Origin of the sequence: Kribbella sp. NPDC026611, from assembly GCF_040638345.1 — a bacterium.
Classification (GTDB): domain Bacteria; phylum Actinomycetota; class Actinomycetes; order Propionibacteriales; family Kribbellaceae; genus Kribbella.
Genome location: NZ_JBEZYC010000006.1, coordinates 505,270 through 527,361, shown reverse-complemented (window position 1 = coordinate 527,361; position 22,092 = coordinate 505,270). Strand labels below are relative to the sequence as shown.

Below are 22,092 nucleotides of genomic sequence, written 5' to 3'. Positions count from 1 at the left end.
CGATACAACCAGGCCCTCAGCGACGCCCGCTCTTCGAACGAGTCGAAGGCCCGCCAGGCACGCACGTAAGTCTCCTGCACCACATCCTCGGCATCAGCCAACGACCCGAGCATTCGATAGCAGTAGGCAAGCAACTCCGGCCGGTACTGACCGGCGCGCAGCATGAACTCGTCGCCTGCCAACGCCGTCCCGGTCACACCGCGAACATTAGCCCGACGCCGGCTCAGAACCCGCCAACGCGAAGCCACCCGCGAAAAGGCGGCCACACCACAATCGTCACATCGCGTAGAGACAACGAAGGGTCGCGGTGGAGGCACAGCCGGTGGACTGGCAACCGGTGCAGTGTTGGGTCATGACGACGGGGCGTCCTCGTCGAGCTTCGAGAAGTACGGTCAAGTACGCGTCAGTTCGTACGCCTCGAATACCCGCCCTTGGCCTGTGCACGAGACGACGCCCATTCGGCTTGTGTCTTTGAAGCCGCCACCGACGGGTATCTCATCGCCTAGCCGGCAGGCAACTTGTCCTGTTGCATGAATCAGGGCGGGTGTGCCGTCACGGAGTGCGACACTCCAGCCCGGAGGCCAGGCCACATCGATCTCGACGAACCTGCCGGTGCCGACACCAGTGCCCATCCGGCTGCGGACTACCAGGCAGTTTGTTGAAACGTCGATCTCGAGAGTCCCGATCAACCCAGCCTGCAACGCCACGGTAGGCGCTTCACGTTGAACAGTCAGACCGGGCACCGCAGCATCGTGATTCCGGTTCTCGTCGCGATTCATCGCATCATCTCCAGCGCTGTCTCTGAGCAGGTGGTGCCGAACCAGCACAAGACGGTCAACTTTCGCTGACGGTCGCCGGAGCCGCTATGTGCTCCGGTTCGGAGCAAGTTCTCGAAGTGATCGTCGCTGCGGCACGGATGGCAGCTGCCTCTTATCTGAGCGACCACCCAGAGGATCCGCAGGTCAACTTCACAAGCGTTGCCGACGAACTCTCCCTGGAAGTGACCTTCGCGCCGGCTTCGCACAAAAGTCGGGCATGCTTCTCGTCTTGGAACCGTGGCGGTCGGACACCAACGTTCAATCAGAGGACTGGACGATCCGCGTTGACGGTCGCATCAGGTATTACGCCGCATGGAGAGTCTGGACGTACTGGCAGGCCAGGACCGCACAGCTGAAACGCCGGGCCGCAACCATCCAAGCCGTCGTAGTCGTGTCGGCCACTCCCGGAGAGGGGTGCTTGGAGGAGGGACGCGTCGCTTTCCTACTGCGAGCCTCGTCCGGGGCAGAGCCGTTTCGTCTTGTTCGTGTGGGCCAGCGTGCCGGGCGGGCTGTGTCGGCCGTCTGGATATGGGCCGTGCGTCAGCGCTGGCCCCATTCGGGGCGGAAGTCGAAGAGTGGCGACGTCACGACGGGTTGCTTGTTCGTGCCGTTCCACTTCATGGTCCAGATGTCAGCTGCCGGCGGGGCGTCCGGTGTGCCCGGAGTGAAGCGGACGTAGGCGATCGTTTGGCCGTCGGGTGACCAGGCAGGGTTGAAGTGCTGGTCGGGTTGGGAATTCGGCGAGGTGAGGTAGTGGATGTGCTCGGCGCACTCGGCTTGATTGCGGCAGGTGGACGGGACCGTCGCTACGGCCGTGGATCCGTTGGGGGTCGGGGTCTCGAACACGACGAGGTCCTTGGTGGGTCCAACGGTGGCCGGCGAGATGTCGGGGAGATCTGCGTTGACGGACCAGGGGGTCAGAAGACGTTCGCGCCCATCGGTTTCGCGGCGGACGACGGTGAGGCCGAGTCCTGCGCACAGGCGCGTGAGGATCGTGTATCCGGCAGGTGCGTACTGTGCGCTGTACTCTTCGCACCGTTTCAGTTCGATACCTGCCGGCGACAGCCGGCGCTGATGTTTCCCGGTGAGATCGGCGAGCCACAGTACGGCGGACTGAGCGTCGCCGGTGTCCGGGTCGAACGGCCCGACGACCTTGGTCCACGTCACGTGCCGGCTGTCTGGCGTCCAGTTCGGCATCAGGTCCCCGGCGCAGGGGTCGACGCACCCTAGGTCGAGCAGGTGCTCGTCGGATCCGTCGATCCGCACTATCCCGACGTGCCCGATGCCGAAGGGCGGCAAGTCCCGCTCGAACAGGATGTGGGTGCCATCCGGAGAGACTTGTGGATCGAGGTCGATCGCGCCGTCTGGTGGATGCGTGATCGCCCGGGCATGTCCGCCGGCCGAATCCGACATCATGACCCGCACGGTGCTGAACGACGCGTCATATTGGCTCCAGACGAGCACCGTCTGGCCATGTCCCCTGTTCTCGACCCCCGCGGTCGCAGATGCCGAGGATGCTTGAGCGGACACGAGAAACGCGGTCACGGCGAGCACGACCAGAATCCGTGCGCGCAGCCCGCGACGCCTGGCACTGACCTGACGTGGAGACCTGACAACTGCGCCTACATCTCGGCGCGGCGGCAATATTGCGTCGTCTGTTTGTTTGAACAGCCTTATTCTCATTGTCATCTGGAGCCCCCCTGGCCCAGGAGGGAGGACCCTGCCATGAAAGCAAGACTCCGACCCCCCGGTTGCTCGGGACGTTACCCCTCCAGAGTCGGCTGAGGTAGATCTGGGATCGCTCTTCCCGGCTCCGCCGTGCGTCGGGGATCCGACGGTCCAGATTCTTCGCCATCCCCGCAAGGACAGCTCAAGCACTGGCCAAAGAAGACTTAATCGTCGGCTGGAACAGAGCCGCCATCGCATTCGAACCGTGCAGTATTCGCGAGGCACGCGCCAGGCTGACCTGCAGGCATCCCGGGCAGGGGCGTGCGTCAGTGTCCGCCGCCGTGACCACCGCCGTGTCCGCCACCGTCCGAGCCGTGGCCGCCGCCATCGTGACCGCCTGAGCCGTGTCCACCGGCGCCACCGTGCCCGCCGCCACCGTGCCCGCCACCTCCGTGGCCCCCACCCCAGGTATCGCCCCAGGCGCCGAGGCCGCCTGACTGGCCGTCGAACCCAGAGATGGGGATGAAACTCGCGCCCTCGCCGGCACTGGCGAAGTAGCCCTGACCGTAGGGCCCGAAGGCCCGGCCAGCCTCCCAGTACGGCACCTGGCGGGCTCCGAGCTGTACATAACGGATCTCGGGCTGGTCGCCGGCACCCACTCGCGCAGCGTCTTGCGCGCAGGCCGGTACGGTACGGGTCCCGTGTCGGGGCCGGGTCCAGACCACGTCGCTGGTCGACGGACCGTGCTGTGGGTTGAAGAAACATGGCACCCGCCGCATGGGCACGGCTACACCGGCAACCCGGGCGCGAACACAGGTCACCGCGTAGCGTCCGGTTGCCAGCGTGTCGGTGATCGTGCTGATCGCGTCAGCCGTGCGCAACTTGTCGACAGCCACCTGAGCGGAATCGTAGGCATCGAGTGCGGCTTGGTAGTCACGCCGGGTCTCGGCGTCGAGCTCACGACCGGCGACGTCCGTCCCCAGCCGCGACAACTCCTCACCAAGCAGCGTGATGTCCTCGTCCGCCACCTTCCGGATCTGGCTCAAATCCCCGACATCCTCACGTCGAGCAGCGCGCCGATCCCACAGATGCCGTGCCGCGAGCGCGACACCGCCACCGAACACCGCGAACAGCAACCACTCCATCCATTGACAGTACGCCCGATATGACCGTCCGGCCGTTGAAGACCAGCAGCGCGATCAGCTGCTGGGGACCGGACGGTAGTTCGATCCCCTCCCGCCGACCGGGTCGTGCCGTCGCTTGCGCACTGAGACTTCTGGGCCTGGCACAGCCCCACCTGCTGGCGCCACCACCGCGCTGCAGGCCCCGATAACAAGGCAGCAGTAACGCAGGTTCTCGTCGCCTATATCCACCGCCGCAGCCCACGCTCCGCGGCGCCGAGCACGACACCGACCCGGGTGCTGCGGCTGCGGTCCCAGAGGTGTAAGTCGCGCTGGCCGTACTGATGCGTGGCGAACGCGACTTCGGCGAAGAATCACTGGATCTCAGTGGCCTTGATCTCAGCGGCGCTGAAATTGCCGGCCGGATCTACCTCGACGTCAACGGCCAACCGCGTTTCCGGCCAGGAAACCTCCGGACGGTCGATCTGAGCGGCCCGCGAAGTCTCGCGCCTGCTCTGCCCGCGGCGTAGTTTGAAAATGGCGGTTGTTCGCCAGGCGCCGCCGGGGGCAAGGGGGAAATTGTTATGTCGCAAACGGATGAATAGGTCTACGATCCGCAGAACGACGAAGAGTTGAGGTACTGCGCTCTTCCGGCACAACCGGAACCGGTGTTCGCACCCGGTCTCGGTGCCGATCGGCTCGAAGCCATTCGGCCGGCCCAGAGCAAGTGGGTGAACGGGACGGTCCTGCACTACTACTTCTTCGACCGCGAGACCGACGGCTCGCTGATCCGGTTCGCGGACGGCACCTCCAGGTTCGTGCCGTGGATCGGCGCCAAACCGCAGCTCGATGTCGTACGACGCGCCTTCGAGACCTGGAAGGATCTCGGCATCGGGCTCGAGTTCCGCGAGGTGAACGACCGCTCCGAGGCGGAGATCAAGATCGGATTTCTCTTCGAGTACGACGGATCCTGGTCGGCCGTCGGCCGCGACGTGCTGATGGCGGGTGTCAACACGCGCTCGATGAACTTCGGCTGGGACCTGACCTCGTCGCCGCACGGGATGTCGACCGCCGTACACGAGATCGGTCACAGCATCGGGCTGTCGCACGAGCACCAGAACCCGTTCGCAGGCATCGTCTGGGACGAGGCGAAGGTCTACCAGTACTTCGCCGGCGAACCGAACAAATGGGACCGGGACAAGACGTTCCACAACGTGCTCCGCAAGCTGGACCCGGCCGACGTCGAAGGCTCGTCCTGGGACCCGGACTCGGTGATGGAGTACGCCTTCCTGCCCGGTCTGATCGTCCAACCGACGCCGTACAACACCACCGGCGTACATCCACCGGGCACCATCTCCGCCGCCGACAAGCAGTACGTACTGGGTTGGTACCCGACGATCGACAAGGCCCCGCTGCCACTGGATCCGTTCCAGTCGGTACCGCTGTCGCTGAAGCCCGGCGGCCAGGCCGACTTCGAGCTCACGCCGCAAGCCACGCGGCAGTACGAGCTCGCCACCTTCGGCGCCAGTGACACCGTGATGGTCCTCTTCGAAGACGTCGGCGGTGAGCTCCGCTACGTAGCCGGCGACGACGACAGCGGCGAGGACCGCAACTCCCACCTCACCGCCAAACTCTTCCAGGACCGCCGCTACGTCCTCCGCATCCGCCTCTACTACGCCTGGTCCTCCGGCCAAACCGCTGTCATGTATTGGTGAGTCGGCATCGTGAAAACGGTGTGGATCGCGTACGGCGCTAAGGACAAGTTCGGTTAGGTTCGGCCGGCGCGTCTCCGAACTTGTTCTCCGCGACCGCGGCTTGCGGCCGTTGGAACGCAGGGCAACGCCGCGAGACGCATGAGTAAGAATGCGTTGTCATCGCCTGCGGTCTTGTTGAGGCGGAGTTCGGCCTTGCGGTCGACGGGGACGTTGCGGTCCAGGTGACAGGACCACAGGCAACGCGGGCTGTCTCGGGCGCAGCGTCGTACTGTGCCGCTGATGACCGCATTCATCAGCAGCACTGGCCGAGGTTGATGCCCCTGGCAACCAGCTGGACCAGCGCGGGGTACGTCAAGCGGGCTTGGCGTAGCCCGCGATGCCCGTGTCGAGTATCACGCAGGGCTCCTCGCCGACCGTCCAGGCGTCGTGCCCGGGATCGAGGTTCACCACGTCGCCGGGCTCGATGGTCAGCTCCTGACCGTCGTCGAAGCGGACGGTCATCCGCCCGGAAAGACAGATGCCGGTGTGGTGGACCTGGCAGGACTCCGTACCCGCGATCGGTTTCACGTCCTCGGACCACCGCCACCCCGGCTCGAACACCCCACGCCCGATGGTGAATTCGCCAAGCGTCACGACGTCCACGTGCCCGTGATCCTTGAAGGGTCGTCGCTCCTGAGGCGACTCCATGTTCAGCTTGTCCGACATGACTTCTCCCTCCCGACCCGGCGAGCTCCTACACCCTCGCCCCGCCAGGTCTGTCCACTTGCATGGAACGCCCGCACGATAGGAGTGTCAAGGCAACGAAGTGCCCGCCCGAGCTTTCCGCCTGCTAACGTCTTCAACCGATCCTCCTCGACAGCCTCGCGTCTCAGCGCGCCGGGCAAAGCGCCGGGGGCGCGGCGCGACCATCCTCTTGCGGGACAAATCATGGGTGAGCCGGGACAAGTCCCATGTGAGCTGGGGGCAAATCCCCGGGTGAGTTGGGGGTCCGGTCCCTGGTCACGGAGCTGACCACGCGCGACAGTGTCGGTAGATGGCGAGCCGGACGGGAGCGCTTGTCCCATGAGGCCCCATGTTGCAGGTGTTCCGAGGCTCTGGCTTCGGATCCGTCTCTGGAGGTGTGCCTTGATCCGAATCCTCGCGCTCGGTACTGCGGTCGTCTTCGGGCTGCCGTTCGCAGTCGCCGCGCCGGCGGCTGCCGAAGGTCCAGACATCGAGCGAGCGACGGTACACGACACGTTCGACGATGATCTGTACCTCGACCTCTGCGGAATCACCACGAAGACGACAGTGACCGAGCACTGGTCGCTGGCGACCTATCCGGACGGATCGCAGGTGTTTCACGATGAACGCACCTTCCGGTCTGCGGACCCCCGGCTTCCGGTGGAGAAGGGCGCCGCGACGGCGTTCTACGCCGCAGACGGTTCTTGGCGTGTCGTGGGCAAGCCGATCCAGCTGATCGCCCCCGACGGCGGCACACGGCTACTCGATGCCGGCTGGATCTCGTTCAACGCCGACGGCAGCGTCTCGACGGTTCGCGGCCCCCACCCGTCGGTCGGCGTCGACCTGGCCGACTACTACTGCCCCCGCTGAGGAGTCCAAACTCGCGCCACCCAAGTGGATCCCAAAGAACGCTAGTTGACTGAACGCTGGTCGGCTGGCGGGAACGGGGCGCAAGCAACTGCGGTTGTCGAGGATAATCTGAGAGACTACTCTCGAAATATGTCTCTCACGACTCGCCGGCACGGCAGCCGAGTCATGCAGCTCGGCTGCAGCATCGAATGTGTCGGAAGCCCAGTCGGTAGAGGTTGGAGCACAGATGGCAGACGCGGCGCCAGATCCGCGTACTCCGTCCGAACTGTTCGCCTCGACAACGGCCGTCGATCCACCGGGACTGACCGCTGCCGAGCGGTTGCGACTCATGGAGCCGGCCGACTGGCGCGCAGACCTCGATGCCCTCGCCGGCGGCCTCATCGAGCGGCACCGCGACCCTTTCCACACGACTTCACCGGAACAGTTCGACGCCATAGTCGCTCGCCTGCACGATCGCATTTCAGACCTGTCCGCAGGCGCAATACTGGTCGGCTTCGACGAGGTAGCAGCAGCGATCGGCGACGGTCATACCTTTGTTGAGACCGACGATCACTACCGACGCCTTCCGCTGGAATTGTTCTGGTACGGCGACCAACTGCGCGTAGTCAAGTCGCTCGCTGACGATCCACGGGTGCTCGGTGCCCAACTGGTAGCGATCGGGGGTGTCGCTGTCCAGGACATAGACCAGCGACTCCGACCACTCATTCCACAGGGCGAGAACGCCTGGTACGAGCGGGCCCGCAGCGCGGAGCGACTCACCCGCGCCGACGTGCTGGTTGCCCTCGACTGCATGCCTGACACCGCCATGGGCGAGTTCAGCCTCGTCGGCCAGGACGACGCGTCCTTTACAGCCGAGGTGGCATCCCTACCACCTGGTGCGGCACCATCGTGGCCCCCACCGTCGCCGGACGCCCCGCTCCGGATGCGCAGCCCGGACGAGGCGCTCGCCTACACCACGCTCCCCGCGACCGACGCGACGTACGCGAACTTCCGCCGCTACGACGGCCTCGAACAGGCTGCTGGACAACTCATCGCGCACCTGCAGGACACCGCACCGGCACGGCTGATCCTCGACCTTCGCGACAACGGCGGCGGCGACTACACCCTCGCCCGCCACAACCTCATCTACCCGATCTGGCAGCTGCCGGCCATCAGCCGACCCGGCGGTCTGTACGTGCTGATCGGCAGGAAGACCTACTCTGCCGCGATGGTCACCGCCACCGACTTCCGCCGCGAGACCGAAGCCATCCTCGTCGGCGAGCCCACCGGTGCCCGGCCCGTCGGCTATCAGGAACTCGGCACCTTCGACCTACCTCGATCGGGCCTGCACGCGCACTGCGCAACAAGGCGCTACCGCTTCTCCGACACCGATGCCGCCGCCGTCTTCCCCGACCAGCGAATAGATCCAGACTGGACCACCGACAGATCCGGACACGACAACGCCATCGACTGGTGTCTCGCTCACCGAGCGACGGGCTAGCGACCGGATAGCCGCCGCGCTGCCACCAGGAATGGCCGCCGTGCCTCGGAGCTAGACGGCTCACGTAGCCGCCGTACCACGACGCACGAACTCGTGCCTTCCTTCGGCCACGGCTCGGAGCGCATTGCGGCGGCGCATCCTGAGGCCCGTGACGGTTCGCGTCTGAGAGAGCCTTCTCGCGATCAGCAGGTTCTCAATCCGCGGTCGCCGCCGTGATGGTGACCTTCTTGGTGAGGGCGATGCTGGTTGGTTCGTGCGGCGTATCGATTGTCACGGTGAGGGGACCGTGTGCGGGGCGGAGCACTTGGGTGGGGAACCATTCCCGATTCTGGTCGACGACGATCAGTAGGCCGTCGTGATCGCCTACGGGGGCGAAGCCTGGTTGCTGTGGTGGGAAGGTTGGCAGTCGCAGCGCTCGAGTCACCTCGCCGACGGCTGCCGCGGTATCGGGAACACTGATGCCGATCTCACTGATGGAGAACGGTCGAGGGACCTGACCATCTGTTGCTGGTAGTCCGGCATCGGCTTGACGGGCAATGAACTCGAGAAGGATGTCTTCCGGACCGAGAAAATATACAGATCTGGAGTCCCACCCTGCCGGACCGATGATGACCTCAGAGCCCCCGGCGGGGATGAGATCGACACGACCCTTCAGCCACGCCCGCGCGTGGTCGAAGTCATGCGGCGAGATACCGAAAGCCACGTGGTGGACGCCCTCAAACTGCTCACCACGCACGATGACAAGCCGGCTACGACCGACCCTGACTGTCACGCGATCAGGCTCCTCCTCGACCGGCATCCTCAGCACATCACGGTAGAAGCTGGCTGCGGCGTCTAGCCTGCGGACCGTGATCGCGACCTCGCGGATCTTCATGGCGTTGCCCTCTCTGGGTGTCGTGAGCTCGACACTAAGAGTTCAACTCGACTTGAACTCAACCCACGCCTGGTACCGCCTGCCACGACGCTCACGCATCTTCTCTGGTCCCTCGCGCCACTCGTCGCGCAGGACACGACTCGCCGACACTCAGCCATCCGCGGGCGGCCTGCGCGGCGGGCGGTGTTGGCTCGTTCCTCCCGTGCGATGTGCCGGCCGGCCCGCCATGGGACTCACGCGGCGCGGTGGCCTTCTCCTCCGGGGTCCCTCCGCTGATGATGTACGCACGGCGGTTCGCTTGACGGCGCTGCCCAAACCTGGTTGGGCTTCGATCTCGGACCTATGCTCGTCGCAAGTGGAGGGTTGGAGGGGCGATGGCGACAGTGAAGGTATTTGGTCCGAACGGCGAGATCGTAGAGGTCGAGGTCGAGGACATCCCGGAGGGTTCTACGTTTGGTCCCAACGGCGAGATCGTTCCTCCGCCTGAAACCGTTAAAGCACCCACCGACGACGGAGAGGGCGCGGAGGGCACCGACTAGCGAGGAGCGGCCTGAGTTCGGGTGGCTAGTAGGTCGCCGCAGAAGGTGTGGATGGCTCGGTTGACTGTGTCGGGGCGTTCCCAGGGCATGAAGTGGCCGGCGCCCTTGAGCCAGAACGGGCCGACGGCTTTGGGGAAGGCGATCGCGCAGCGCTCCTCGGCGTGGTCGTTCTTGGTTACCTGGTCCGCTCCGATCAGTACCAGGGCAGGCTGGCGAACCGGCCGATCGAGCATCTCCGGGGCCGACAGCGGCCGGGTACCCACGACGACCTCGTAGTCGGCGAAGGAGGCACGCAGCCGGGCCTCGTCCCGGTAGGGCTCGGTCAGGAAGGCTAGGTCCTCGTCGTCGAAAGCGTCGGGCGGACACCACAGCCGATGCCCGTAGAACTCGGCCACGTAACGCTGCCGCTGCTCGGGCGTGTCCAGCTCGGCTACCAAGACGTCGGCGTGATGCCCCTGGTTGCGGACGTAGTCATAGACCGCGGGCTTGGCGATGGCCGGCGGAATCCCGGCAGCTGCGAACGCAGCTTTCAGGTCCGGCATGGAGTCGTCCAAGATCACCAGGCGGTCCACCCGCTCGGGGTGGCGATTGGCCAGGTCGATCGCGATCATCGCTCCCAGATCGTGCCCGGCGACGACCGCGCGGTCCCAGCCGAAGGTGTCGAACAGGTCGATCAGGTCGGCGTTGAACGCGGCGAGGTCGTAGAAGCCATCTGGCGCGAAATCGGAATCGCCGTAGCCGCGTAGGTCCGGTGCGACGACGTCGAACCCCGTCGCGGCCAGCGGGCCGAGGTTGTGCGACCAGATGCGGCTCGTACAAGGGAACCCATGGAGGAGCAGTAGAGGCACACCACCTTTCCCCCGTCGGCGGACCGCCAGGTGGTGTCCCTGGCGTACTTCGATTCGCACGGGCGCAACGACGTCAGTTGGAAGAACCATGTACCTGGCTTACACCACATTCCGGACGGCAAACTTCCGGAAGGGCTAGGCGGTGCGGGACTGGCTGAAGGTGCGGCGGTAGGTGGACGGGGAGACGCCGAGTGATGCGCGGAGGTGCTGGCGGAGGGAGTTGCCGGTGGCGAAGCCGGAGTGGTGGGCGACGATGTCGATGGGCAGGTCGGTGGTTTCGAGAAGTTCCTGTGCCGCCCGGATGCGCTGCAGCGTCAGCCACTGCAGCGGAGCCATCCCGACCTCGTCGCGGAACTTGCGTGTGAAGGTCCGCAGGCTCATGTGCGCGTGTGCTGCGAGGGCCTGCAAGGACAGCGGTTCGCGGAGGTTCTCGAGCGCCCACCGCCGGGTCGCACTGGTCGATACCTGGGCGGCCATCGGCACCGGACGATCGATGAACTGTGCCTGGCCTCCGTCCCGCCAGGGCGGGACCACGCACTGACGCGCAACCTGGTTCGCGACGGCCGAGCCGTGGTCGACGCGAACCAGGTGCAGACAGAGATCGACAGCCGCGGCGGCACCCGCCGAGGTCAGCACGTCTCCGTCGTCGACGAACAAGACGTTCGGATCGACCTGAACGCGCGGAAACAGTTGCTGAAGGTCCGCTACCTCACTCCAGTGCGTCGTCGCCGGCCGCCCGTCGAGGAGTCCCGCGGCAGCCAGAACGTACGCCGCCGTACAAAACGAGACGAGCCTCGCCCGGGTCATCGCCAGCGCCGTCGACAATTCCGTCGGCAGCGGGCCGGCACGGAGCCAGTCGACGTCTTGGGTCGGCGGGATGACGATCGTGTCGGCCGTTCCGAGCACCGCGGGACCGCTGGCCGGGTGCAGGGTCATGCCCGCGTCGGTGGTCACCGGACTGCCGTCGACGCTGCAGATCTCGACCTCATAGAGCGGACGGCCGCTCTCGTCCCGAGCACTGCCGAAGATCCGCGACGGGATCCCCAACTCGAACGTCAGTACGCCGTCCAGAGCCAGCACCACCACGCGATGGGGACCAGCAGCAACCATGGCCGGATTCTGTCACATGATGACCAAACGGCCATGGCTCCGCCGGACCGGCCTGCCGCAGGCTCGAGTGCGAAGAGGCAACCGGAGCAACCCGGAGCAATCCAGAATCGGAAGGAATCCATGAGCCCATCGATGCGCGCCATCAGCCCACGGACCTGGGGGCCGCCCGAAGTCCTGGCCGAGGTCGAGGTAGAGCGCCCCGAACCCGGTCCGACCGAGATCCTGGTCCGCGTCCACGCGGCGGGGGTGAACGCCACGGACTGGAAGGCCCGCTCACACGGCGGCCTCGGCTTGTGGGGCGACCCACCGATCCTCGGCCACGACGTGTCGGGCGTCGTCGAGGCGGTCGGCCTGGGAGTGACGATCTACCGGGTTGGCGACGAAGTCTTCGGCATGCCGCGGTTCCCGTGGCAGGCGGGTGCGTACGCGGAGTACGTCGCGGCGCCGGCGCGGCAGTTCGCCCGCAAACCGGCCTCGCTCGACCACACCGAGGCAGCCGCGCTGCCCTTGACCGGCCTGACTGCCTGGCAGGCGTTGACGGAAACAGCGAGGTTGCGGCCCGGCCAGCGGGTGCTCGTGCACGGCGCGGCCGGCGGCTTCGGACACGTCGCCCTGCAAGTTGCCAAGGCCCTGGGCGCCTACGTGATCGGAACTGCCGGGACGTCGACGCATCCGGACCTGCGCGAGCTCGGTCTCGACGAGGCCGTCGACTACACCCGCGTAGACTTCACCGAGGTACTCAGCGACATCGACGTCGTACTCGACCCGATCGGGGGCGACTACGCGAGCCGGTCTCTGCGAGTCCTTCGCCGCGGTGGCGTACTGATCTCTCTGGCGGGGCCGCAGGAAGTACCAGCGCCGGTGGAGGCAGAGGTCCGCGGAGTCTCGGCCGGATTCACCCTCGTCGAGCCCGACTACGCCGGTCTGCTGGCCATCGCGGAGCTGGTCCAGGCAGGCAAGCTCCGCCCCGTCATCGACACCGTGTTCCCCCTCGAGCAGGCAGCGGCAGCACATCGTCGCGCCGAACAAGGCGGAAACACCGGCAAGATCGTCCTGCGGGCGCCGCGCTGACATGCTTGAGGGGTGGTTGATGGGGACGTGGTCGCGGCTATGGCCGGCAGCTTCCTCGGTGGGCTGCCGGATGAGCTGATCGAGCGGTTGCTGGCGACGGGTGATCGGATCGATTACCCGGCCGGTAGCACGCTGTACCGGGAGCGGTCGACGCCGCGCGCAGTGCTGGTTGTTCGCGGTTTGCTGCGCGTCTACATGTCCTCGCCGGAGGGGCGTCAGGTGACGGTCCGGTACGCGCGGACCCGCGACGTGCTCGGGATCGCCGTACTCGTCGCGGGTCCGGCCGACGTCGGCGTACAGACGCTGGCCGAGTGCACGCTCTTCCGGATCGACGCCGGGCTGCTGACAGCCGCCGCGCGGACCGACAGCCGGGTCGGGTGGGCCATGGCGGAGGAACTCACTCGACGGCTGTACGAGAACCTGCAGCAGACCGCGGTCAACGCCTTCGGCACCGTGCGTCAGCGGGTCGCCTCGCACCTGCTGGACCTGGCTTCGACCCAGCAGAGTCCACGCGGCGAGCTCGTCGCCCGCGTGTCCCAGCAGGAACTCGCGGATTCCGTCGGATCGGTCCGCGAGGTGGTGGCGCGCGTACTGCGAGAGCTCCGGCTGGCGGGGCTGGTCGCCACCTCCGCCGACCGCGTCCACATCCTCGATCCCACCGGACTCCACGACCAGACCTGGAACCCGGACGACGTGTGACCTCGGTGACGCCGGCGGACTACAAAAGTCACAGACGCGGCGGCCGGCCCGGGCGAAGACTGATGCCCTCGGCCCCGAACCGTCGGGGCCCGAAGGGAGTTCAGATGTCCGCGGAAGCGATCAGATTGCCGGCGCGTAGTGGCACCGGAGACCCGGTCCGGGCAGTATCGGTGATCAGCACCGGCAGCGTCGAGATCCATCCCGAACACGCGTACGGCTCACGGAAACCGCTGTACTGGTGGCTGCTCACGTCCCGTCGCTGGCTCCCGCCGCGGCCGATCAACGTGTACGTCGTCGAGCACGCGAACGGCCTGGTGTTGTTCGACACCGGCCAGGATCGCGCCTCGGTGACCGATCCGTCGTACTTCCCGGGCGGGTTCACCGGGGTCGTGTACGACCGGTTGGCGAAGTTCCACATTGCCGAGCACGAGACGCTCGACGCGCAGCTGGGCACCCTCGGGTACTCGACAGCCGATGTCGACAAGGCAGTCATCTCGCACCTGCACCAGGACCACATCGGCGGGATCCCCCACCTCGGCGGCAGTGAGCTACTGATCACCGCGGCGGAATGGGACCAGCTGTCCGGATTTTCCCCCGAGGGGCGCGGCTTCCTCCGGGCGCACATCGACGTACCCGGTGCGCGCTGGAAGCACGTCGACTTCACCACCGACGTCGACCTGACGCCGTTTCCCCGAGCGTTCGACGTCATGGGTGACGGATCGATCCTCCTGTTCCCCACGCCCGGTCACACGCCTGGGTCGATCTCGATGCTCGTACGCCGGCGCGAGCTGCCGCCACTGCTGATGGTCGGCGACCTCACGTACGAGGCCGGGCTGCTCGAACGCCGCCAACTTCCCGGAGTAGGCGACCGCAGCGAACTCGCCCGTACCACCGGCAACGTCCTGGCCCTCGCCGAGCAACTGCCGGGCCTCGTCGTCCTCCCCGCCCACGACCCGACCGCGGCGCAACGCCTCGCCGACAGCTCACGGCCCTCCCGATGAAGCCGGCGCCGGAAGGTTGGTTCCGGCGCCGGGCGGGTGGGTCAGTGGCCTCGGGCGACCTTCGTTGCGTTGACGATGCCGTCACCGTAGAAGCCGTTGTTCGTCGGCGTTCCTTCGCAGGTGTGGGTGGACGTCACGGTCCTGAAGGACCCGTCGGGTTGGAGGACCTGGCGGGTGTAGGTGAACGCCGGCGGCGTCGGGCACGGCATGTCGGTCGCCGTACCGCGCAAAGCCTGCTCTACGACGGCCGGCGAAGCCTTCTTGCCGCCGTTGACGAGGTCCGGAACGCCCAGCCGGCTGACGGCCAGCACCGCGACGCCGGCCGCGTGCGGTGACGCCATCGACGTGCCCTGCAGGTACTGGTAGTAGCCGCAAACACCGTTGCGGCAACTCTCGACGACGTTCGGAGTGTTCGGCGTCCCGTCCGGATTGAGCTGACCGCGCTCCTCGGCGAGGTGCTTCGGGTACGCGGCGAGTATGGCCTTCGTGATGTCGCGCTTGTTGTCAGCGGTGTCGTACACGTCCCCGCCAGGCGCGGACAGGTCGGCGTAGCCGTTGCCGTAGTCCGAGTAGTAGGCCTTGCGCGTGGAGATGCCGGTGCTGGTCACCGAGAGCACGTGGTTGCCCTCGGACGGCATCGAGGTACACGAGGCCGGGATCGTCCGCGAGTACGGCGCTTCACCGGGGACGTCGGCGAAGTCCGGGCTCGAGGTGTCGACGATCGTCTTGGTGTAGTCAGTCGCGCCGTTGCCCGCCGCTGAGACCAGCGTGACGCCATGGTTGTAGGCATAGTCGAGCGCCCGCTGCATCGCCGCCACGACAGTCCGCTGCTCCGCCTGAGCTTCGGGCGAATCGGCCGGATTGTCGGCGCAGTTGAACAGCCACGGATCGACGTAGAAGCTCATGTTCACGACGTCGATGCCGTGATCGCCCGCGTAGGTCAGGGCGTCGACCGTGGGCTGCAGGAAGAAGAAGCCCGAATCCTGTCCGGCCCGGAGATTGACGATCGTCGCCTTGGGCGCGACGCCGGCGATCCCGAGCTTGTTGACCGGCGATGCGATCTCGGACGCGACGTGCGTACCGTGACCGTTGTCGTCCTCGTCGACCGGGTCGACGCAGCTCGGGTGCTCGCACGGTCCGTCGACCGTCCCGCCGTTCGCGTCGACCGGGATGTCCGTCGTGAAGTTGCGGCTCAGCGCCGTGTCGAAGTTGTGGGCGATGTCGGGATGGGAACCGTCGACGCCGGTGTCGATGATGCCGACCCGTACGTCGGTGCCCTGCTCGTAGCGCTGGGAGCCGTCGGCGGTGGCGCCGATTTGCTGCATGTCCCATTGCAGCCCGGCCAGCGGCTCTTGCTTCTTCGCCTCTACAGTCGCACTGCCTGCAGTTGCACCCTGGAGGTCGGTCTGCGCAGCATCGAGCTTCAGGCTCGCCTTCCCAACGGCCGAGCCGTCGTCAGGCGCCCGGCCGATGACCGTACTTCGCGCGACGCCAACGATCGCGGACGAGGCACCGGCGGCAGTCTGGAAACCCTCGCTCCTCGTGGTGACGGTGGCGACTCCGATCGCCGTGTTCTCGCTGAGCAGCGTGCCGCCGGCGGCGGCGATCGCGGCATGCGCGGCTTCGGCGGAGCCTCCCTGGGCGTAGAGGACGACGAATTGCCGCTCTTGGCCGCTGGTCGCCGTGCCCGGACCGGCCGCGACCCACAGCAACCCGGCGACGCTCCCTGCCACGACTGCTGCACGCGTGACGTACTTGAACATTGGACCCCTCCCGTTCCCCCTCGTCCCGGCCAAATAGCCGGAACCCCCGGCGCCAACATAGCGCCCACAACCGCCTCACGACAGTAGGAGGTCAGATCACCGAGACAGCCGTGCGGATCAGCTGGGCCAGGGGGCGGGAGCGGCTGTGTGGCGGCCAGGCGATGTGGGTGATGACGGGGGGTGCGCCGGTGAGGGGGACGGCGGCGACATCGGCCAGGGACAAGGTCTTGTGCGTGGCGAGAGGGTGCCCGGCGGGCAGGACGGCGATCCGTCCTTCGGTCAGTAGTTCCTCGCTGTCGAACCCGGCGAGGGAGTCGAACGGTGTCTGCATGAGCGCCACGTCGGCGCGGCCGTCGCGCAGCAGTATTTCCTGTTCGCCGATACCGCAGGGCAGCAACTCGATCTCGGCGGCGCCGGGCTCGGCCGCGTAGGCGTCGAGAAGCTTCCGCAGCAGTTCTTGGGACGCGGCGGCCTTCACTGCCAGGACCAGGCGATCGCGGGCGCCACCTGGATGATCGGCGCCGCCGGCGCGACGGGTGCGGCGTACGGCGGCGGTGGTCGCGTACAGGGCGGCGCGCCCCTCGTGCAGCAGCACCTCTCCGGCGCCGGTCAGCGAGACGCCGCGACGGTTGCGGTCCAGTAGCGAGACGCCGAGGCGCCGTTCGAGCTGCTGGATCGCCCGCGACAGCGGTGGCTGGGCGATTCCGAGCCGCTCCGCGGCGTGGCCGAAGTGCAGCTCCTCAGCGACGGCCACGAAGTACCTCAGCTCGCGGGTCTCCAGGGTGTCCATGTGCAGAGCGTACTCACGGGTGATACCCCACGAGTATCACTGGACGCCTGATCGGTCTTGGCCACAGCTCCCGTCGACGAGCGAGCATCAATCGCGTGAGCGAAACGAAGATTGCGCTGGTGTCCGGCGCGAACAAGGGAATCGGGTACGAGATCGCGACCGGTCTGGGCGCCCTCGGATACCGCGTGGGCGTGGGAGCACGGGACGAGGCTCGGCTCGAGACCGCCGTGGAGAAGCTGCGCGCCGCCGGTGTCGACGCGTTCGGGGTACCGCTGGAGGTGACCAGCGACCACAGTGTCACCGATGCCGCGGAACTGATCGACCGGCGGGCCGGGCGCCTGGACGTCCTGGTCAACAACGCCGGGATCTCGGGAGAGTCCGGCCCGGGGTGGGTGCAGGACCCGACCGCGCTCGACCTCGACGTGGTACGCACGGTTGTCGAGACCAACGTCCTCGGTGTCATCCGGGTGACCAACGCGATGCTGCCGCTGCTGCAGCGCTCCGCGTCGCCGCGCATCGTCAACGTCTCCAGCAGCGTCGGCTCCCTGACCCTGCAGGCGGACCCGAGCATCGAGATCGGCCCCGTCATGGCGGCCTACGCGCCGTCGAAGTCGTTCCTCAACGCCGTCACGGTGCAGTACGCCCGGCAGTTCGCCGGTACGAACATCCTGATCAACGCCGCCTGCCCGGGCCTCGTCGCGACCGACTTCACCGGCTTCCGCGGACCCCGCACCCCCGAGCAGGGCGCAGCCATCGCGATCCGGCTCGGCACGCTTCCCGACAACGGCCCGACCGGTTCATTCTTCGACGACGACGGCGTCATCCCGTGGTGAGCTCGAGGCCGAAACCCGGGTGAAGTCCATCGTCCAGTTGGTCACCCAGGTGGTGCCACCGTCCTCGGAGTGCTCCTGATACCAGTGCGCGGACGTCGGCGTGATGTCCTTCCAGTGGAATCGGCCGGTCCCGTCCTCATCGACAAAGGTCCCCACCCCGTCCACGAACCGCCCACGCGCAGGTGTCTGTAGTTTGCCGTCCCGGCTGCTGGCCCAGTAGATCGCCCACTCCTGCACAGCTGGGTCGTACAGCCGAAACGCAGTACCGCGCGTGCCCAGCTCGTGGAACACGTGCTCCTCGAAGCTCCCGTTCCCTTCGAAGAAGCCGTGCGCCGAGGCTGTACTGGTGAACTCCACCCACTCCTCCCCTCGCAACTGCCGATGAGTGACCGTCCAGGTTCCGGTCTCGAATGCGAAGTCGTTGTTCATTCCCGGACAGTAAGGCCCATACCCTGACAACCCTTGTCAGGTATGGGACTAGACCGAGTTGGCTCGCTCCTCGCGTGCGGTGTGCCGGGCGGCCTGCCACGGGAACTCACGCGGCTCGGCGGCCTTCTCCTCCGGGGTGCCTCCGCTGATGATGTACGCCCGGCGGTGGTCGGCGGTCCTGTTCGGGGACGTGTAGTGCAGGGTCCGGCTGGCGTGGATCGTCGCCCCGCCGGCAGGGATCGGGCACGCGACGGCGGTCGAGACGTCGACCGCCCCGGGCTCCACCTCGAGGCCGTGCACCCGCGGATCGCCGCCGATCGGCCGGTGCGGGACCACCGCGCCGCGATGCGATCCGGGAACGAAATGCATGCAGCCGTTCTCGATCGTTGCCTCCTGCAACGGAATCCAGATGCTCAGGGAGTGATAGCTGACCGCCGGATTCCAATAGGCCTCGTCCTGGTGCCAGGGCGTCTCGACCCCGTTGCGCGGCGGCTTGTTGATCGCATGGTCACCGCCGACCGTCGCATCCGGCCCGAGCAGCTCGGCCAGCACCTCCTTCGCGCGGTCGACCGTAGAGCTGCGCAGCAGCTCCGGTGCGTACCGCGACGGGTTGAGGATCTGCGGGAGGTTGGCCGTACTCGCGTCGTCGTCCGCGCCGGCCAGGTCGAACTGGTCGCCGGCCGACCGTCCGGCCCGCTCGGCGAAGAGCCGGTCGTAGATCGTGCGCATCCGTTCGACCTCCTCGGCGGAGATGAAGCACTCGAGCGCGAGGAAACCCTGGTCGTGGTAGCGGGCCACATCGTCTGTTGTCAGCATGGCCACCACGCTAGGGACGACTCCGGCTGCTTGCGTCCGGAATCGAACGCGAGAGAAAATCGAACATGGCCGACCGACTCGAGCTGCAGGATCCTGGCGTGCCCGGAGTCGTCACCCTCGGCCGGTATCGGTACTCGTACGCGCACGACGTACTGGCCGCGCACGCACATCCCGGCTGCGTCGAGATCTGCTTCCTGGCCCGGGGACGGCAGCGCTACCGGCTGGGCGACCGGGTCTACCAGCTCAGCGGCGGCGACCAGTTCGTCACTCTCCCGGACGAGCGCCACGACAGCGCCGACGAACCGGAGGACAAAGGCGTGCTGTATTGGCTGATCGTCCGCGTACGAGACTCGCCGCTGCTCTACCTGGACAGCGCCCGGCGGCGACAGCTGACGGAGGCTCTGCTCGGCATCCCGGGCCGGCACTTCCGGGCACACCCCGATGCCGGGTTCCTGCTGGACGACGCGATCGCTCAGCTCAACGGCCCGCCGACGGAGCTCGCCCGCCTGCAGGCGGCGATGTCACTCGGGCAGTTCCTGGTCCGGACCGTGACGGCGAGCCTCGCCGACCAGGTCCGGCCGGTGTCGGCGGTGGTGGAGCGGAGCAGGCAGTACGTCGCCGATCACCTCGGCGAGCCGATTACGGTACCGATGCTCAGCCACGCCACCGGCTTGTCGCCGGCCCGCCTGCACGCCCGCTTCCGCCAGGAGCTCGGCATGCCACCGGGCGAGTTCGTACTCCGCAGCAAGATCGAGCACGCCCGCACCCTGCTCACCACGACCGAGCTGCCAGTCACCGAGATCGCCCACTCCCTCGGCTTCGCCACCACCCAGTACTTCGCCACCGCCTTCAAACGCCTCACCCACACCACACCTACGGCGTACCGGCGCGGGTAAGGGGCCGTTCTCCTGAGGAATAGCGTCCAGAAGAGGAAGGTTGTCTGCACTATGCGCTATGGGGTCTATACCAAGTCGTTCGGTGAGTACGGGAGTCCGAAGGTGCTGCGGGACCTTGCTGTTGCGAGCGAGCAGCATGGATGGGACGGGTTCTTCGTCTGGGATCTGCTCACGTCACCTGCCTACGAGCCACCGGTTGCGGATCCTTGGGTCGCGCTGGCCGCGATCGCTGAGGCGACCAGCAGGATCTTGATCGGTCCGATGGTGGTGCCCTTGCCGCGGCGGCGGCCGGCGAAGGTGGCGCTCGAGGCCGGCACGTTGCAGGAGCTGTCGGACGGGCGGCTGATTCTCGGCCTCGGAACGGGAGCCGGATGGGACTACACCCGGTTCGGCGAGTCCGCGCGGCGCAAGGACCGCGCCGAACGGCTGGACGAGGGGGCCGAGCTCTTGCACCAGCTCCTTACCGGTGAGCCTGTTGAGCACGCCGGCAAGTACTACCGCGCCACAGATGTCCGTATGCCGGCTAGCAACGTACCCATTTGGACCAGTGGATTCTGGCCACGGACTGGGCCGGTACGGGGTGCGCGCAACGCGACTGGACTGTTCCCGCAGATCAGGGACGAGGCCGACGACTTCCGGCTGCCCACCATCGACGAACTGGCCACCATCCGCGCCGACTTCGAGAAGGCCGGTGGAAACGCGCACGCGGACATCGCGATCTGGTCCCCGAGCGAGCAGTACGCACCCAACGCGGAAGCGGCCAAGCGGTACGAGGAGGCCGGCGTCACCTGGTGGTTCCAGGACGGGTCCGAGATCCCGCCGGCCGAGCTCCATTGCCGTATCGCCGCCGGCCCACCCGCCTAGAACAACCCCGACTCCTCAGCGTGAAACTCGTGGTCCGACTTCGCGCACGATGACGAAGCCGAGGAGTAGCGGGCCGAGGATGAGCGATCCGAGCGGGATCCAGACCGAGATCGCCTGGAGCTGCGCTGCCTTCGCCTGGTAGCCGCCTTCCGCGATGTCGTTTTCCTTGGCGCCCTTGACGTTCTTGTGGACGGTGGCGTCGTCGTACGCGATGGTGACCTTGGTGGCGGTCAGCTTGTCGTCGCCCTTGTACGCGATGGTCGCGAACTGCTCCTCCTGGCCCTTGATGATGGCGCCGGTCAGCGGCTCGATCCACAGCGTCCGCGTGTTCTGGTACGTGCGCTGCACCGCGACCGAGGGCCGGCTGCGGTCGTCGACGAGCGCGCCCGGAACCATCAGCGGCTTCGCCAGCGGGAGGTCCTGCTTGGGGATCACCTGCTCGAACACGTACACCTCGAGCCCGTCCAGATGGTCGACCCGCTTGTAGTCGATCGGGAAGGCCTTGCGCAGCGCGGTGTCCCAGAAGGTGTAGCTCTTCTTCTGCGTGCCGAACGGGAACTTCAGCACCAGGCCCTCATGGCCCTTGAAGAGGGCGCTGTTCGGGTTGGGCTTGAGCCGGTCCGCCTTGTCCAGCGTGGTCGTGATGTACTCGCCGCTGTTGTCGCCGCCGGTCGGGTTCCAGCGCACCGACTCACCCGTCTTCGCATCCAGTACGACGCGCTCCTGGACGAAGCTGAGCGGCAGCTCGGCGGTCTTGGACGCGCCTTTGGGGAAGTGGTAGTTCTTCGAGTCGTCCGTCACGACCGCGGTGTCGAACACGACCACCTTGCGGTTCAGCGCCTTGCTGATCTTCTCGGCCGCGACGACGTCACCGCGCACGGTCCGGCGCGCCTCGAGGTCGACGTGGTCCTTCTGCTTCAGGTCCGCGGCGCTGAAGATGGTGGCATCCGGTCCGGTCGACACGGTGTGCGCAACCTGCCCCGCGGGCGCGACCGCCAACGCCGGATACGCATAGAACCTGGCCAGCGCCGCAACGCCGACGAAGAACACTCCGAGCCCCACCAGCACCGCACGACTACGAGTCCCCACTGCATCCCCTCCAGGTCTGTGCGCGGGACGCTACCAGCGGGTAGCGACGTTGACCAGACGCCGGAGACGACGAGT

General features: G+C 66.9%; 23 protein-coding genes. 10 read left to right on the top strand and 13 right to left on the bottom strand.

The annotated features are described in order from the left end of the window. The 4 genes from AB0E69_RS26860 to AB0E69_RS26845 all read right to left on the bottom strand — a co-directional run. Positions 1 to 164 (bottom strand): sigma factor (locus AB0E69_RS26860; protein ID WP_360151660.1); only part of this gene is annotated, 164 nt, incomplete at its 3' end. A gap of 228 nt (positions 165 to 392) precedes the next feature. Further along, complete coding sequence (locus AB0E69_RS26855) at positions 393 to 779, bottom strand: hypothetical protein (protein WP_360151636.1); 387 nt, start codon at positions 777 to 779, stop codon at positions 393 to 395. A gap of 579 nt (positions 780 to 1,358) precedes the next feature. After that, positions 1,359 to 2,234, bottom strand: coding sequence for a hypothetical protein (locus tag AB0E69_RS26850; protein WP_360151633.1), 876 nt, complete (start codon positions 2,232 to 2,234; stop codon positions 1,359 to 1,361). A 578-nt stretch (positions 2,235 to 2,812) separates the two neighbouring features. After that, positions 2,813 to 3,631 (bottom strand): hypothetical protein, encoded by an 819-nt coding sequence (locus AB0E69_RS26845; protein WP_360151630.1) that lies wholly within the window; start codon positions 3,629 to 3,631, stop codon positions 2,813 to 2,815. 644 nt (positions 3,632 to 4,275) lie between these two features. On the opposite strand from AB0E69_RS26845, the gene AB0E69_RS26840 reads away from it, so the two are divergent. Next, positions 4,276 to 5,322 carry a matrixin family metalloprotease gene (locus AB0E69_RS26840; protein ID WP_360151627.1) on the top strand — a complete coding sequence of 349 codons (1,047 nt, stop codon included), beginning with the start codon at positions 4,276 to 4,278 and terminating at the stop codon, positions 5,320 to 5,322. Between the two features lie 351 nt (positions 5,323 to 5,673). On the opposite strand, the gene AB0E69_RS26835 is transcribed toward AB0E69_RS26840, so the two are convergent. Continuing rightward, complete coding sequence (locus AB0E69_RS26835) at positions 5,674 to 6,027, bottom strand: cupin domain-containing protein (RefSeq protein ID WP_360151624.1); 354 nt, start codon at positions 6,025 to 6,027, stop codon at positions 5,674 to 5,676. 420 nt (positions 6,028 to 6,447) lie between these two features. On the opposite strand from AB0E69_RS26835, the gene AB0E69_RS26830 reads away from it, so the two are divergent. Together AB0E69_RS26830 and AB0E69_RS26825 are read left to right on the top strand one after the other, a co-directional pair. Beyond that, positions 6,448 to 6,915: a hypothetical protein gene (locus AB0E69_RS26830; RefSeq protein WP_360151621.1), complete on the top strand. Its 468-nt coding sequence runs from the start codon at positions 6,448 to 6,450 to the stop codon at positions 6,913 to 6,915. Positions 6,916 to 7,141: 226 nt separating this feature from the next. After that, complete coding sequence (locus AB0E69_RS26825; protein WP_360151618.1) at positions 7,142 to 8,395, top strand: hypothetical protein; 1,254 nt, start codon at positions 7,142 to 7,144, stop codon at positions 8,393 to 8,395. 193 nt (positions 8,396 to 8,588) lie between these two features. Here the strand turns inward: AB0E69_RS26825 and AB0E69_RS26820 are convergent, their stop codons facing one another. Next, positions 8,589 to 9,269, bottom strand: coding sequence for a VOC family protein (locus tag AB0E69_RS26820; protein ID WP_360151615.1), 681 nt, complete (start codon positions 9,267 to 9,269; stop codon positions 8,589 to 8,591). Positions 9,270 to 9,643: 374 nt separating this feature from the next. Here AB0E69_RS26820 and AB0E69_RS26815 point away from each other — a divergent pair, with 374 nt between their 5' ends. Further along, a complete protein-coding gene (locus AB0E69_RS26815) occupies positions 9,644 to 9,808 on the top strand; it encodes a hypothetical protein (RefSeq protein ID WP_360151612.1) in 165 nt (54 codons plus the stop codon). Here AB0E69_RS26815 and AB0E69_RS26810 read toward each other — a convergent pair. After that, a complete protein-coding gene (locus tag AB0E69_RS26810) occupies positions 9,805 to 10,656 on the bottom strand; it encodes an alpha/beta hydrolase (protein WP_360151609.1) in 852 nt (283 codons plus the stop codon). The genes AB0E69_RS26815 and AB0E69_RS26810 overlap by 4 nt on opposite strands. 135 nt (positions 10,657 to 10,791) lie before the next feature. Next, positions 10,792 to 11,766 (bottom strand): helix-turn-helix domain-containing protein, encoded by a 975-nt coding sequence (locus AB0E69_RS26805; RefSeq protein ID WP_360151606.1) that lies wholly within the window; start codon positions 11,764 to 11,766, stop codon positions 10,792 to 10,794. A gap of 132 nt (positions 11,767 to 11,898) precedes the next feature. Here AB0E69_RS26805 and AB0E69_RS26800 point away from each other — a divergent pair, with 132 nt between their 5' ends. The 3 genes from AB0E69_RS26800 (at position 11,899) to AB0E69_RS26790 (ending at position 14,537) form a co-directional block, all read left to right on the top strand. Further along, entirely contained in the window at positions 11,899 to 12,837 is a 939-nt protein-coding gene (locus AB0E69_RS26800) for an NADP-dependent oxidoreductase (RefSeq protein WP_360151603.1), read from the top strand. 12 nt (positions 12,838 to 12,849) lie between these two features. Continuing rightward, positions 12,850 to 13,536 carry a Crp/Fnr family transcriptional regulator gene (locus AB0E69_RS26795; protein ID WP_360151600.1) on the top strand — a complete coding sequence of 229 codons (687 nt, stop codon included), beginning with the start codon at positions 12,850 to 12,852 and terminating at the stop codon, positions 13,534 to 13,536. Between the two features lie 104 nt (positions 13,537 to 13,640). Beyond that, positions 13,641 to 14,537 (top strand): MBL fold metallo-hydrolase, encoded by an 897-nt coding sequence (locus tag AB0E69_RS26790; protein ID WP_360151597.1) that lies wholly within the window; start codon positions 13,641 to 13,643, stop codon positions 14,535 to 14,537. A 41-nt stretch (positions 14,538 to 14,578) separates the two neighbouring features. Here the strand turns inward: AB0E69_RS26790 and AB0E69_RS26785 are convergent, their stop codons facing one another. Both AB0E69_RS26785 and AB0E69_RS26780 read right to left on the bottom strand, forming a co-directional pair. Then, positions 14,579 to 16,300, bottom strand: a complete 1,722-nt coding sequence (locus AB0E69_RS26785) for a S8 family serine peptidase (protein ID WP_360151594.1) — start codon at positions 16,298 to 16,300, stop codon at positions 14,579 to 14,581. A gap of 91 nt (positions 16,301 to 16,391) precedes the next feature. Continuing rightward, positions 16,392 to 17,090 carry a LysR family transcriptional regulator gene (locus AB0E69_RS26780; RefSeq protein ID WP_360151591.1) on the bottom strand — a complete coding sequence of 233 codons (699 nt, stop codon included), beginning with the start codon at positions 17,088 to 17,090 and terminating at the stop codon, positions 16,392 to 16,394. Positions 17,091 to 17,185: 95 nt separating this feature from the next. On the opposite strand from AB0E69_RS26780, the gene AB0E69_RS26775 reads away from it, so the two are divergent. Then, positions 17,186 to 17,923: an SDR family oxidoreductase gene (locus tag AB0E69_RS26775; protein ID WP_360151588.1), complete on the top strand. Its 738-nt coding sequence runs from the start codon at positions 17,186 to 17,188 to the stop codon at positions 17,921 to 17,923. On the opposite strand, the gene AB0E69_RS26770 is transcribed toward AB0E69_RS26775, so the two are convergent. Both AB0E69_RS26770 and AB0E69_RS26765 read right to left on the bottom strand, forming a co-directional pair. After that, positions 17,888 to 18,352, bottom strand: coding sequence for a hypothetical protein (locus AB0E69_RS26770; RefSeq protein ID WP_360151585.1), 465 nt, complete (start codon positions 18,350 to 18,352; stop codon positions 17,888 to 17,890). The genes AB0E69_RS26775 and AB0E69_RS26770 overlap by 36 nt on opposite strands. A 48-nt stretch (positions 18,353 to 18,400) precedes the next feature. Continuing rightward, positions 18,401 to 19,168, bottom strand: a complete 768-nt coding sequence (locus AB0E69_RS26765; protein WP_360151582.1) for a phytanoyl-CoA dioxygenase family protein — start codon at positions 19,166 to 19,168, stop codon at positions 18,401 to 18,403. A gap of 65 nt (positions 19,169 to 19,233) precedes the next feature. Here AB0E69_RS26765 and AB0E69_RS26760 point away from each other — a divergent pair, with 65 nt between their 5' ends. Beyond that, positions 19,234 to 20,064: an AraC family transcriptional regulator gene (locus AB0E69_RS26760; RefSeq protein ID WP_360151579.1), complete on the top strand. Its 831-nt coding sequence runs from the start codon at positions 19,234 to 19,236 to the stop codon at positions 20,062 to 20,064. A 51-nt stretch (positions 20,065 to 20,115) separates the two neighbouring features. Beyond that, a complete protein-coding gene (locus AB0E69_RS26755; protein WP_360151576.1) occupies positions 20,116 to 20,928 on the top strand; it encodes an LLM class flavin-dependent oxidoreductase in 813 nt (270 codons plus the stop codon). A 15-nt stretch (positions 20,929 to 20,943) separates the two neighbouring features. On the opposite strand, the gene AB0E69_RS26750 is transcribed toward AB0E69_RS26755, so the two are convergent. Continuing rightward, complete coding sequence (locus AB0E69_RS26750) at positions 20,944 to 22,017, bottom strand: DUF3068 domain-containing protein (RefSeq protein ID WP_360151573.1); 1,074 nt, start codon at positions 22,015 to 22,017, stop codon at positions 20,944 to 20,946. Between the last annotated feature and the right edge of the window lie 75 nt (positions 22,018 to 22,092).

What these genes read in the sequence shown, in the direction of transcription:
- AB0E69_RS26765 (WP_360151582.1), bottom strand. Translation starts at nt 19,168, where the DNA reads ATGCTGACAACAGACGATGTGGCCCGCTACCACGACCAGGGTTTCCTC.
- AB0E69_RS26800 (WP_360151603.1), top strand. Translation starts at nt 11,899, where the DNA reads ATGCGCGCCATCAGCCCACGGACCTGGGGGCCGCCCGAAGTCCTGGCC.
- AB0E69_RS26850 (WP_360151633.1), bottom strand. Translation starts at nt 2,234, where the DNA reads ATGATGTCGGATTCGGCCGGCGGACATGCCCGGGCGATCACGCATCCA.
- AB0E69_RS26805 (WP_360151606.1), bottom strand. Translation starts at nt 11,766, where the DNA reads ATGGTTGCTGCTGGTCCCCATCGCGTGGTGGTGCTGGCTCTGGACGGC.
- AB0E69_RS26755 (WP_360151576.1), top strand. Translation starts at nt 20,116, where the DNA reads ATGCGCTATGGGGTCTATACCAAGTCGTTCGGTGAGTACGGGAGTCCG.
- AB0E69_RS26770 (WP_360151585.1), bottom strand. Translation starts at nt 18,352, where the DNA reads ATGAACAACGACTTCGCATTCGAGACCGGAACCTGGACGGTCACTCAT.
- AB0E69_RS26820 (WP_360151615.1), bottom strand. Translation starts at nt 9,269, where the DNA reads ATGAAGATCCGCGAGGTCGCGATCACGGTCCGCAGGCTAGACGCCGCA.
- AB0E69_RS26815 (WP_360151612.1), top strand. Translation starts at nt 9,644, where the DNA reads ATGGCGACAGTGAAGGTATTTGGTCCGAACGGCGAGATCGTAGAGGTC.
- AB0E69_RS26780 (WP_360151591.1), bottom strand. Translation starts at nt 17,090, where the DNA reads ATGGACACCCTGGAGACCCGCGAGCTGAGGTACTTCGTGGCCGTCGCT.
- AB0E69_RS26760 (WP_360151579.1), top strand. Translation starts at nt 19,234, where the DNA reads ATGGCCGACCGACTCGAGCTGCAGGATCCTGGCGTGCCCGGAGTCGTC.
- AB0E69_RS26785 (WP_360151594.1), bottom strand. Translation starts at nt 16,300, where the DNA reads ATGTTCAAGTACGTCACGCGTGCAGCAGTCGTGGCAGGGAGCGTCGCC.
- AB0E69_RS26845 (WP_360151630.1), bottom strand. Translation starts at nt 3,631, where the DNA reads ATGGAGTGGTTGCTGTTCGCGGTGTTCGGTGGCGGTGTCGCGCTCGCG.
- AB0E69_RS26835 (WP_360151624.1), bottom strand. Translation starts at nt 6,027, where the DNA reads ATGTCGGACAAGCTGAACATGGAGTCGCCTCAGGAGCGACGACCCTTC.
- AB0E69_RS26855 (WP_360151636.1), bottom strand. Translation starts at nt 779, where the DNA reads ATGAATCGCGACGAGAACCGGAATCACGATGCTGCGGTGCCCGGTCTG.
- AB0E69_RS26790 (WP_360151597.1), top strand. Translation starts at nt 13,641, where the DNA reads ATGTCCGCGGAAGCGATCAGATTGCCGGCGCGTAGTGGCACCGGAGAC.
- AB0E69_RS26825 (WP_360151618.1), top strand. Translation starts at nt 7,142, where the DNA reads ATGGCAGACGCGGCGCCAGATCCGCGTACTCCGTCCGAACTGTTCGCC.